Annotated in this window: 10 protein-coding genes; 7 read left to right on the top strand and 3 right to left on the bottom strand. The window is 61.5% G+C overall.

Annotation, left to right across the window (positions count from 1 at the left end):
* Positions 1–67: 67 nt before the first annotated feature.
* A complete protein-coding gene (uxaC, locus tag C1T17_RS02190) occupies positions 68–1483 on the top strand; it encodes a glucuronate isomerase (protein ID WP_104952009.1) in 1416 nt (471 codons plus the stop codon).
* On the top strand, positions 1480–2967 hold the full coding sequence (locus C1T17_RS02185) for a mannitol dehydrogenase family protein (RefSeq protein ID WP_104952008.1): 1488 nt from the start codon (positions 1480–1482) through the stop codon (positions 2965–2967). Before uxaC ends, C1T17_RS02185 begins: the two co-directional genes overlap by 4 nt.
* 2 nt (positions 2968–2969) lie before the next feature.
* On the opposite strand, the gene C1T17_RS02180 is transcribed toward C1T17_RS02185, so the two are convergent.
* Genes C1T17_RS02180 through C1T17_RS02170 form a run of 3 tightly spaced genes read right to left on the bottom strand, consistent with a single transcriptional unit; the run spans position 2970 to position 6607 of the window.
* On the bottom strand, positions 2970–4457 hold the full coding sequence (locus tag C1T17_RS02180; RefSeq protein ID WP_104952007.1) for a UxaA family hydrolase: 1488 nt from the start codon (positions 4455–4457) through the stop codon (positions 2970–2972).
* Positions 4458–4472: 15 nt separating this feature from the next.
* Positions 4473–5744, bottom strand: a complete 1272-nt coding sequence (locus C1T17_RS02175) for an MFS transporter (protein ID WP_104952006.1) — start codon at positions 5742–5744, stop codon at positions 4473–4475.
* Positions 5745–5788: 44 nt separating this feature from the next.
* Complete coding sequence (locus tag C1T17_RS02170; protein WP_104952005.1) at positions 5789–6607, bottom strand: 2-keto-4-pentenoate hydratase; 819 nt, start codon at positions 6605–6607, stop codon at positions 5789–5791.
* Positions 6608–6727: 120 nt separating this feature from the next.
* On the opposite strand from C1T17_RS02170, the gene C1T17_RS02165 reads away from it, so the two are divergent.
* The 5 genes from C1T17_RS02165 to C1T17_RS02145 are packed head-to-tail and all read left to right on the top strand — an operon-like array spanning position 6728 to position 12028.
* Positions 6728–7780 (top strand): LacI family DNA-binding transcriptional regulator, encoded by a 1053-nt coding sequence (locus tag C1T17_RS02165; RefSeq protein WP_104952004.1) that lies wholly within the window; start codon positions 6728–6730, stop codon positions 7778–7780.
* Positions 7781–7831: 51 nt separating this feature from the next.
* Positions 7832–8665 (top strand): 5-dehydro-4-deoxy-D-glucuronate isomerase, encoded by an 834-nt coding sequence (gene kduI / locus C1T17_RS02160; RefSeq protein WP_104952003.1) that lies wholly within the window; start codon positions 7832–7834, stop codon positions 8663–8665.
* 8 nt (positions 8666–8673) lie between these two features.
* The gene (gene kduD / locus C1T17_RS02155; protein WP_104952002.1) at positions 8674–9429 is read left to right on the top strand and encodes a 2-dehydro-3-deoxy-D-gluconate 5-dehydrogenase KduD; all 756 of its coding nucleotides are present in this window, start codon (positions 8674–8676) and stop codon (positions 9427–9429) included.
* Between the two features lie 12 nt (positions 9430–9441).
* On the top strand, positions 9442–10473 hold the full coding sequence (locus C1T17_RS02150) for a sugar kinase (RefSeq protein ID WP_104952001.1): 1032 nt from the start codon (positions 9442–9444) through the stop codon (positions 10471–10473).
* A complete protein-coding gene (locus tag C1T17_RS02145) occupies positions 10460–12028 on the top strand; it encodes a carboxylesterase/lipase family protein (RefSeq protein WP_104952000.1) in 1569 nt (522 codons plus the stop codon). Before C1T17_RS02150 ends, C1T17_RS02145 begins: the two co-directional genes overlap by 14 nt.

Below are 12028 nucleotides of genomic sequence, written 5' to 3'. Positions count from 1 at the left end.
TTACCCTAGTGTCCTTCGCAAACATCGCGTAATATCCACCATGACACCGGTATCAACGGATTAGATCATGCCCCGCCCCCTATATCTACACCCTGACCGCCTCTTCCCTGCCGATCCGCATACACGCGACGTCGCCCGTGCGCTTTATGCCACTGTAAAGGACTTGCCGATCCTCAGTCCGCATGGGCATACAGATCCGGCGTGGTTCGCCAATAATGAGGCGTTCGCCAATCCGACCGAGTTGCTCATCATTCCAGATCATTATGTGTTCCGGATGCTGATGAGCCAGGGCATAACGCTTGACCAACTGGGCATCCCGACGGTCGACGGAAGCGCCACCGAACAGGATCCGCGCAAGATATGGCATCTGTTCGCCGCCCATTATCATCTGTTGCGCGGGACGCCTTCACGCATGTGGCTGGACTGGGTCTTCGCCGAAGCCTTTGGCCTGGACGCGCGGTTGGAGCCGGAAACGGCCGACCTGTACTACGACACCATCGACGCTGCCCTGAAAACGCCCGAGTTCCGGCCGCGCGCGCTGTACGAGCGTTTCAACATAGAGCTGCTTGCGACGACCGAGGGACCGCTCGATCCGCTGATGCATCATCGCGCCATCAGGGAGAGCGGATGGCCGGGGCGCGTCGTCACGGCCTATCGTCCGGACCCCGTATTGGACCCGCAAGCCGTCAACTTCACCGACAACATCCGGCGATTTGGGGAAGTCGCGGGCGAAGACGTTTCCACATTCGCAGGCTACCTGCGTGCCCATGTCAAGCGCCGCGCCGATTTCCGGGAAGCCGGGGCGACATCGACCGATCACGGACATCCTTCGGCATTTACGACCTGGCTGGAACCGGGCGAGATCGAAGCGCTGTATCAGAAGCTGCTAACGGCACCCGCCAGCGCCGAAGACGCAGAACTGTTTCGTGGTCACATGCTGGTGGAAATGGCCCGCATGTCGATCGAGGACGGCATGGTCATGCAGTTGCACCCGGGCGTTCATCGCAGCCACAATGACGCGGTGCTGTCCCGTTTCGGCCGTGACAAGGGTGGCGACATTCCGACCGCCGGTGAATTTGTGTCGTGCCTCAAGCCCCTGCTTGACCGCTACGGCAACGATCCGCGCCTGACGCTGATCCTCTTCACGCTGGACGAGGATGTCTATTCGCGCGAACTCGCCCCGTTGGCGGGGCATTACCCCGCGCTCCGGCTGGGGCCGCCCTGGTGGTTCCATGACAGCCCGGAGGGAATGCGCCGGTTCCGCGAGCGCGTGACGGAAACGGCGGGCTTCTACAACACCGTCGGTTTCAACGACGACACTCGCGCGTTCCTGTCGATACCGGCCCGGCACGACGTTGCGCGGCGGATGGACTGCGCCTTTCTTGCAAGGCTCGTCGCCGAGCACCGGCTGGAAGAGGACGAAGCGTTCGAAGTCGCCCGTGCCCTTGCCTACGATCTGGCCAAGCAGGCGTATAAGCTGTGACGCGGTTATCCGCTGCCACGCTCGACAGCCTTCCAGCCAAGATCGAGCGCCCCACATATGACCGTAACGCCGTCCGGCGCGGCGTCGTGCATCTGGGGATCGGCGCGTTTCATCGGGCGCATCAGGCGGTAATCTTCGAGGACGTGCTGAACCGGGGCGACCTGCGGTGGGGGATTACCGGGGTTTCGCTCCGCTCGCCAACGGTCCGTGAACAGATGGCCCCCCAGGAGGGGCTATACTCCGTTCTCATCCGCGACGGGCACAGCGAAAGCGTTCGCATCATCGGCGCAGTGCACGACGTGCTAGTCGCGCCGGAGCAGCGGCAGGACGTGCTCGCGGCGCTTGCCCATCCCGACACGCATATCGTCACGCTGACGATCACCGAAAAAGGGTATAAGCTCGATCCCGCGACGGGTGCCCTGATCGAAAGCGATCCGCAGATGTCCGCGGATCTCGCAAGCCTGGCTACCCCGCAGACCGCTCCCGGATTTCTGGTCGCCGCGCTGGCGATGCGGCGGGCGGCGGGTCTTCGACCATTCACTGCAATCTCCTGCGACAACCTGCCGCATAACGGCTCCCGCCTGCGCGCCGCCGTTATCGCGCTGGCGCACCGGCATGACGCAGCTCTTGCCGACTGGATCGGTGCCGAAGGCGCGTTCCCGGAGACCATGGTCGACCGGATCGTACCCGCTACGACAGAGGCGGACATAGCCTCCACGCGCGAAATGTTGGGCGTCGAGGACCGTGCCATGGTCAAGACCGAGCCATTTTGCCAGTGGGTGATCGAGGACAAGTTTTGCGGAGAACGCCCCGACTTCGGCGATTCCGTCCAGCTCACATCGGCCGTCGCGCCTTGGGAAGAGGCGAAGTTGCGCCTGCTGAACGGCGCACATAGCGGTATCGCCTATCTTGGCGGGCTGGCCGGGATCGATCATGTCCATGAAGTGCTGGCCATTCCTGCCGCCCGCCATTTCGTCGAACGGCTGTGGGATGAAGCGCAGGCAACGCTCTCCCCGCCTCCCGAGTTGGACGTTGCCGCCTACCGCAACGCCCTGATGGCACGTTTCGACAACCCCACGCTGCTGCATCGAACGCGGCAGATCGCTATGGACGGCTCACAGAAGCTGCCACAACGCTTACTCGCTCCGATCGAGGCAAGGCTGCGGACGGGCGGGAGCATCGATGCGCTGGCGCTCGCCGTCGCCGCGTGGATCAGATGGCAAAGCGGGCGCGACGATCTTGGCAAGTCCTACGTCGTGGACGATCCCTTGGCGGATGTACTCGCCTCGCGCATCGCCGGGCAGGATTATGCCGCCGACCGCGTTTCACGGATCATGGACGTCGATGCGATCTTCCCGGCAACGCTGCGGCAGAACGACGCGCTGCGCGAAACGCTGACAGGGTGGCTCGACATACTGGAGCGCCGGGGGGCACGCGGCGCCCTGCAAAGACTGGAAGCGCAGAGACTGGAAGCCGGAACCTAGAGCTACAGGGTCACGCCCTTCTTCCAGATCGCGATCGAGCGTTCGGCGTTGGTCTCGTTACGGCTCAGTTTCCCCGACGCCGTGGTGATGACGAGATCGAGCAGTGCGTCGGAGGTTTCGTCCAGCCCTTGCTCCAGCACCGCCCCTGCATCGAAGTCGATCCAGCGCGGTTTCGCTTGCGCCAGCGCGCTGTTCGAAGCAATCTTCAGCGTCGGGATCGGGCTACCGAGTGGCGTGCCGCGTCCTGTCGAAAAGAGCGTGAGGGTCGCGCCCGCCGCCGTCAATGCCGTGATCGACACGGCATCATTGCCAGGCGCTTCCAATATAGTCAGCCCGGTCCGCGACGCACGTCCGGCATAGGGTATCACGTCCGTCACTTCGACATGACCGCCCTTCTGCACCGCGCCTAAAGACTTTTCTTCCAGAGTGGTGATCCCGCCCTTGATGTTGCCGGGGCTGGGATTTTCGGAAACCGGCTCGCCATGGTCGGCAAAGTACTGCTTGAAGCGATGGACGAGGCCGACCAGCGCATCGAAGGTCTCGCGCTCCGTACAACGATCCATTAGCAACTGCTCAGCGCCAAAAATCTCCGGTATCTCGGTCAGGATCACACTGCCGCCCGCGTCACCCACGGCATCGGCCATCCGACCGATCAGGGGATTAGCGGTGACGCCGCTCAACCCATCCGAACCGCCGCACTTTACGCCCAGCCGCAATTTGGACAACGGAAACTGCTCCCGCCTGTCCTGACTCGCTATCGCAGACAATTCGGAGATAGCTTTAAGCCCCTCCTCGATCTCGTCCTCAGACATCTGCGCGCCGAGCGTCCGGATGCGATGCCGGCGTCTGGCAGGAATGAGCTCCATCAAAGCGGAAAGCTGATTGGATTCGCATCCCAGACCGATCAGCAATACGCCTCCCGCATTGGGATGACACGCCAGCGCCGCCAGGATTTGCCGCGTCCCGTCAAGATCGTCGCCTAGCTGCGAACATCCATAGGGATGCGGCAGCGCGAGGATGCCGTCGATGCCGGAGGGCAATTCCGCCGACGCCATCGCAGCAAGCCGCTCCGCCGTCCGACCGACGCAGCCGACCGTCGGGATGATCCAAATCTCGTTCCGCGTCCCCACCGTCCCATCTTCACGACCATAGCCGTCGAAATGACGTGTGGCCGCCTGCGGTGAGGTTGGCGGCGCGACGTGTTCTGTTTCGAACCGGTACTCCCCGCCCAAGCCAAGCGCCGTACGCACGTTATGGCTGTGCACATGATCGCCAGGAGCGATCGAAGCTGTGGCCCGTCCGAAGGGAAAGCCGTAGCGCAGAACCTCTTCGCCCTCGGCGACAGGGACGATGGCAAACTTATGGCCCGAGGGGACATCCTGCCGCAGCATGACCTGCTTGCCAGCGATTTCCAGGACTTCCCCTGCAAGCAGAGGCGCCAGGGCAACAGCTACGCTATCGCGGGAATGAATCTGCAGGGCTTTTTTCACGGCTTCGGGTAAACCTTACACATTGACGCGCTCAAGCCGGGGCGAGAGCAGATGGATCGCCAGCAAGGCTACAAAATAGGCACTCGCCGCCACCGCGAAAAGAGGTGCGTAGCTTCCGATGCTGTCCAATACGTAACCTGCATATTTGGCCATCAACATGCCGCCGATCGCGCCTGCCGTACCGCCGATACCCACGACAGACCCCACAGCGGCCCGCGGAAACAGGTCGGAGGGCAGTGTGTAGAGATTGGCGGAAAACGCTTGGTGTGCAGCAGTTGCGAGTCCGATAATCAATACGGCCACCCAGAGATTGTCGATGGACTGGGCAAAGAATATCGGCAGGACAGCAAAGGCGCAGATCAACATCGTGATCTTGCGCGCTGCGTTCACCGTCATGCCTGCGCGCATCAATCGGCTCGACAGCCATCCGCCCGCGATGCTGCCGAAGTCCGACAAAATGTAGATCGCGACGAGCGGCGGGCCAAAGCTGACAAGATCGAGGCCGTAGCGCGTGCCGAGATAACCCGGCAGCCAGAACAGGAAGAACCACCAGATCGGATCGATGCAGAACTTGCCGATCGCATAGGCCCAATTTTCGCGGACCGTGATGATCTTGCGCCAGCCGATGGGCACGATGGGGTCAGCGGGATCTTGCTGAATATAGGCGATTTCCGCAGGCGTGACGCGCTTGTGATCCTGCGGGCGGCGATAGACGATGAGCCATGCGGCCAGCCATAGCACACCGAATATGCCGGTGATGATGAAGGCCATGCGCCAGCCATAATGCACGGTAATCCAGGGTACGAGCAACGGCGTGATGATCGCACCCACGTTCGCGCCCGCATTAAACAGGCCAATGGCGAAGGCGCGCTCCTTCTGCGGAAACCATTCCGTTACAGCCTTGATGCCGGCAGGGAAATTGCCCGCCTCGCCAAGGCCAAGGCCAAAGCGCACTGCAGCAAATTGCATCAGGCTGTTCACGCCGCCATGCGCGACATGGGCGACGGTCCACACAGCGACGGCGATCGTATATCCAAGCCGCGCACCGATCAGATCAACGATCCGACCGAACCCGATATAGCCGATGGCATAAGCGGCCTGGAACCAGAAAACGACGTTGGCATAGTCGGTTTCCGACCATTTCATTTCGGCCGCGAGCGTCGGCTTCAGCACGCCGATCATCTGCCGGTCGACATAGTTGATCGCAGTGGCTGCGAACAGCAATCCTACGACCACCCACCGATAGCGGCCCACGCGCTCGCTCGCCCTTTGTACCGCCTCTGCCATTCTGTCCTCTTTCCTGCCGCGGCCTTATATGTACCGTCGGCTGTTTATTGTGCCTGCTGCGCCACGATGGTGCATTCCATCATGCCTAAAGAGCCGAAGTTCGCTTCCACTCGGTCGCCTTCCTTGACAGGATGCACACCCGACACTGCGCCAGTCGATATCCAGTCCCCCGCCTTGATGGCTATGCCGCGTCGTGCGAGATGTTCGAGCAGGAACCGCACCGATCCTACAGCCCCGTCCGTAAAGCCGCTAGCGCGGCCCGTTCCCACCACCACACCATTGATTTTCACGTGGACGTCGACATCGGCAAAAGCTTCTGACTTCCAATCATTTACCGGCACGCCGATGATGAGGCCATTGTTATTGCCGAAGTCCGAGACCGTCACCGCCGGTCCCAGTTCGTTGATGCCCGGAAAAGGCGAGCTTGCAATCTCGATTCCGATATGGACAGCGTCGATATGCGCAGCCGCTTCTTCAAGCGTAAAACTGGTTTTGCCAAGGTCCGGGGCGTTGCCGATCCTGAACAGGAACTCCGCCTCCGCTGCCCCGAATCCTTTAGAAAAAATGCGGCCCGTTGATCCTGGTTCTACCCTGCTGATCGTGGAGGCGAAGATCGGCCCCGCCAGCCGATCCGCACCATATTGATTGGAAAGCGGCGGATTGATCCGCCCCACCTTCCAGCCGCCTACGGTCTCTGCACTTTGACTCAGCGCGGCATCCTGAATGACATAGGCTTCGTCCAGCGAAACGGGTGGAGATCCGGGATAATCCGGCAAAGAAGCAGCCGAACGACGCGCCTCCAAAAAACGACTTGCGGTCTCTACCGCGTGCGGGGGTGTGTTTACGGTTTTCGTCTCGCTCATAGGTTCATATCTGCTATTAAAGGAAACCGGTGTCAATACGTTGGCATCCGCCCCATAATCTTCCTTCTTTCGCGTTTGCAGGAACGCTGGCGCTTCTACAAAGCTGGGCTATAAAGCCGCATGGCAAAACAACTGAACGATGACGGGGCCAGTCCGAAGCTGACAATCAACGATATTGCCCGCATGGCGGGCGTGTCCAAGAAAACGGTGAGCCGTGTCATCAATCGATCGCCACTTCTGAACCAAGAGACCCGCGACCGTGTTGAGGAAATCATACGTGACACGGGCTATGTTCCCAATCCGCAGGCGCGGGCTCTGGCATTGGGGCGCAACTTCCTGATCGGCCTTATCTACGACAACCCCAATCAGCAGATGATCCTCAATATGCAGCAGGGTATATTGGAGGCGCTGCACGGCACTGAATTCGAACTCGTCATCAGGCCAGTGGATCGGGGTTCGAACGGTCTGATGGACGACATCAAAAGCTTTGTAACGCGTCAGCGGCTGTTCGGCGTCGTCGTGTTGCCGCCAATTTCCGAAAACGATCAGCTTGCGCGGATGCTCGATGAGGAAGGATGCCGCTACGTCCGCATGGGCTCGGCCATATTGGACGATCCTGAGCATATGGTGGCGTCCAATGATCGCGATGCCGTGGCGGACGCCGTGCGCTATCTGATCGCGCAAGGGCATAGGCGGATCGGGCTGATTGCGGGGCCGCATGGTTTCCGTTCGGCGAAAGAGAGACGCGAAGGATTTGAACTTGCCTTGGCCGAAGCGGGTATAAGCCTGCCGCGTAGCCTGATCGCGGATGGACATTATACCTTCGAATCGGGCGTTTCGGCGTCGGAAAGCCTGTTCGATCTGTCATCCCGCCCAACCGCGATCTTCGCCAGCAACGATGAAATGGCGGCGGGCGTGCTCTATGCCGCACGACTGCGCGGCATAGAGGTGCCCGAGCAACTGTCGATCATCGGCTTCGACGACACCCCTTTAACGATGCGCGTATGGCCGCCGCTGACCACAGTGCGCTGGCCGATCGTGGCGATGGGCCGAGCCGCCGCGCTCAAGCTGATTGGAACAGCAATTGGAGAAAAGGCCGAAGTCGCCGAACCGTCCACCTTTAGTTCGACGCTCATTCGTCGTGGATCGGTTGCGCCACTTGCCCAACCCTGATATTCGGTTAGCTATGACACCGGTTTCCAAATAATCAGTTGAGGATCTACCATGTTTGAGAAGACCTACCACGCGACGCATCCGGATATGATGGACGGCGTGGATAATGGGCAGTTGCGAGATCGTTATCTCGTCACCGACATGTTCGTGAGCGGTGAAGTCCGCCTAAACTATTCCCACAATGAACGTTTCGTGATCGGTGGCGCGGTTCCGGCAGGCAGTGTGCTGCCGCTCCCTGTGCAAACTGTCCCGGCTTCGGCAGCGGGCAAGCCGTTTCTTGAACGGCGCGAAATGGCTGTCGTGAACATCGGCGGCGAAGGCGCGGTAACGGTGGACGGCCAGCGATTCGACCTGGGAAACAAGGAATGTCTCTACGTCCCCATGGGATCGACTGACGTGACCTTTGAAGGGGCCGAAGCACGCTTCTACATCGCCTCCCTGCCCGCGCATAAGGTGTGCCCGATCAAGAAGATCACGCTGGCGGAAGCCAATCCGCTGGAACGCGGCGATCTCGACAATTCCAACCATCGCACAATCTATCAGCTCGTGATCCCCGGCGTTTGCGAGAGCGCGCAATTGCTGCTGGGCCTTACGGTCCTGGAAACCGGCAGCGTCTGGAACACCATGCCGCCGCACCTTCACGACCGCCGCAGCGAGATTTATCTCTATTTCGACCTGCACGGTAACGACAAGGTCTTCCACTACATGGGCGAGCCGGAAGCGATGCGTCACATCGTCATCGGCAATGAAGAGGCGGTCATCTCCCCGCCGTGGTCGATCCACATGGGATCGGGCACGAAGAGCTATGCTTTTATTTGGGCGATGGGTGGCGAGAATCTCGATTATACCGACATGAATGTGCTCGATATCTGCCAGTTGAAGTGAGCGGCGCGATGAACAATCCCTTCGGCCTGACGGGCAAAGTCGCAATCGTGACCGGCGCGAACACCGGCATCGGGCAGGCGATTGCGGTCGCGCTCGCCAGCGCCGGAGCCGACATCGCGGCGGTGGGCCGCACACCCGCACAGGAGACTGTCGAGAAGGTCCGTGCATTGGGCCGGAAAGCGGAAATCATATCCGCAGACCTGTCCAGCATCGAACCGATCCAGCGGATCGTCGATGAGGCGCTGGAGAAGCTCGGCGGACTCGATATCCTGGTCAACAACGCAGGCATTATCCGGCGTGCAGACAGCGTGGATTTCACAGAGGAAGATTGGGACGCGGTGATCGACACCAATCTCAAATCCCTGTTCTTCCTGTGTCAGGCGGCGGGGCGGCACATGATTGCCCAGGGCAGCGGCAAGATCGTCAACATCGCGTCACTGCTGTCATTCCAGGGCGGCATCAGGGTGCCCAGCTACACAGCGTCGAAGAGCGGCGTCGCAGGCCTCACCAAGCTGCTCGCTAATGAATGGGCGGCAAAGGGCGTCAACGTGAACGCAATTGCGCCAGGCTATATCGCGACCAACAACACTGCTGCGTTGCAGGCGGACGAGACTCGCAATCGCCAGATACAGGAGCGTATCCCCGCAGGAAGCTGGGGCACTCCGGCGGATATCGGCGGGGCGGCCGTATTCTTGTCGTCCAGTGCCGCAAACTATATCCACGGTCACATCCTGGCCGTGGATGGCGGTTGGCTCGCACGCTAGTAGAGTAAGGCCATGACCACGACCGCCACGCAACCTACCCGCTTCATCGCTTTTGGCGAGTTGCTGGTTCGCCTTTCCGCACCCGACAAGCTGCTGCTACGCTCCGCCCGTAGTCTTGACGTGCATGTCGGCGGCGCCGAGGCGAACGTGGCAATCGGGCTTGCAAGCCTTGGCCACGCGACGGCGATGGTCAGCTTGGTTCCCGACAACGCTCTCGGTCAGATGGCTGTCTCTGCATTGAGCGGCGCGGGCGTCGATTGCGGAGATGTGGCGCGCTCGGCGGGCCGCATGGGGCTGTACTTCCTTACACCTGGCGCGGGCGTGCGTGCATCCGACATCGTGTATGACCGGGCCGATAGCGCGTTTGCGCTCGCAGGCGTGGACGACTTCGATTGGGATGTGGTGCTGGCGGGGGGCACCCACCTGCACCTGTCGGGCATCACGCCTGCGCTAGGTCCGCGATCCGCCGCCACCGCTATTGCCGCTGCAAGGGCGGCCAAGGCGCGCGGCATGACGCTGATCTTCGACGGCAATTATCGCGCCCGCCTTTGGGAAGCGTGGGACAGCGATCCGCGCGCGATCCTCAGCGAGCTTATCGGCATGGCCGATATATTGTTCGGCAACTACCGGGACATGTCGCTGCTGCTCGACAAGAGCTTCCATGGCGATGGTCCCGACCGCCGCCGGGAAGCCGCCGAAGCGGGTTTCGCCGCCTTCCCGAACTTGCATTATATTGCTTCTACATCCCGGCATGTCGAGGACAGCGACCGGCACAAGATCGCGGCCCGCATCGACACGCCGACCGGCTCGCACCAGACGGACGAAATAGCGGTCTCCGGCATTGTCGATCGGATCGGCGCGGGCGACGCTTTCGCCGCGGGAGTCCTGCATGGCTTGCTGACGAACCCGCAGGACATCGAAATGGCGGCCGAAGCGGGCCTTGCGCTGACGGCGCTCAAACATTCGCTTCCTGGCGACGCCTCGCTCTTTTCGCAAGCCGATATCGCGGCCTTCCTCGACGGGGATCGAGATGTTCGCCGCTGATCGTCGCAAGGTGCTGGCAGGCGCTGGCGCATTGGCGGTGACAATGGTCATGCCGTCCTTCGCAGCTACCGCCTCCACTGTCGTCCGTACCAGCGCCGGACGGGTGCGCGGCACACGAGAAGGTGGCCTGCATGTCTTTCGCGGCCTTCGCTATGGTCAAAACACCCGCGAACGACGCTTTCAGGCACCGCTAGCGCCCGTGCCTTGGAGCGGGACCGCGGATGCCACACAATTCGGCCCTTCCTGCCCCCAACTCGGCAAGCAAGACCCCGAAAACGAGGATTGCCTGTTCCTCAACATCTGGACGCCCGGCCTGGAGCCGAAGGCAAAGCGCCCCGTCATGCTCTACATCCATGGCGGTGCCTATTCGAACGGCAGCGTCGTCGATCCGCTGAACTATGGCGACAAACTCGCGGCGCGCGGCGATGTCGTGGTCGTGACGGTGAACCATAGGCTCAACGCGCTTGGCTATCTGTATCTCGCCCGCCTAGACCCGCGCTTCGCCGATAGCGGGAATGTGGGTCAGCTCGACCTGATACTGGCGCTGAAATGGGTGCAGCAGAATATCGCGACCTTCGGGGGCGATCCCGGCAATGTGCTCGTCTTCGGACAATCGGGCGGCGGCGCGAAGATCGCGACGATGATGGGCATGCCCGCCGCCGCCGGCCTGTTTCATCGCGCCATTACGATGAGCGGGCAGCAGGTGACGGCGTCCGGCCCGATGAATGCCTCACGCCGTACCGCCGCTTATCTGGGGAAGCTGGGGGTCACGGAGACCAACTTGGCTCCCCTCCTCTCCCTGCCCACCGAGCGGCTGATCGATGCGCTGTCAGCCGAAGACCCTATCTTGGGCGGTGGCGTCTACATGGGGCCGGTGCTGGACATGAAGTGGCTGCTCCGCCACCCCTTCTGGCCGGACGCCAATCCGCAGGGGAACGGCATCCCGATGATGCTGGGCAACACCCATGACGAGACGCGCGCGTTCATCGACCCGCATGGCCCCAAGCTAACTGGGCTGAACTGGGACAATCTCGCGCAGCGCATGGCGTCCGACCTGCGCATGGACCTGCTGCCCGAATGGATCGTGGCGCAGTATCGCGCGCAGTATCCCGACTGGTCGCCCGAACGCGTCTTCTACGCGGCAACGACGGCAGGGCGTAGCTGGCCGGGACAAGTGATCGAGGCGGAAGCCCGCGCCCGCGCCGGCGCGCCGACCTGGGTATATCAGGTCGACTTCGCGTCTCCCGTCAAACCCGAACGCGGCGCGCCGCACACCATGGACATTCCGCTCTCGTTCGGAACGCTCGACGCATCCGGATCGCTGACCGGCACAGGATCGTACGCCAAAGCTGCATCGGATGCGATGATGGACCGTTTCATCGCCTTCGCGCGCAAAGGTGACCCTGAAGTGGACGCATCAATGCCGTGGCCGCAATATCGTCTGGACCAAAGGGCGACGATGATCTTCGACGCGCGAAGCCGGGTAGAGAACGACCCGCGCGGCTGGGAACGCGAATTGTTCGCCCGCGTGCCCTATATTCAACCCGGAAGCTGA

It is taken from the genome of Sphingobium sp. SCG-1 (assembly GCF_002953135.1).
Classification (GTDB): domain Bacteria; phylum Pseudomonadota; class Alphaproteobacteria; order Sphingomonadales; family Sphingomonadaceae; genus Sphingobium.
Note: the sequence above shows the minus strand (reverse complement) of the source record. Positions and strands in the feature narration are given on the sequence as shown.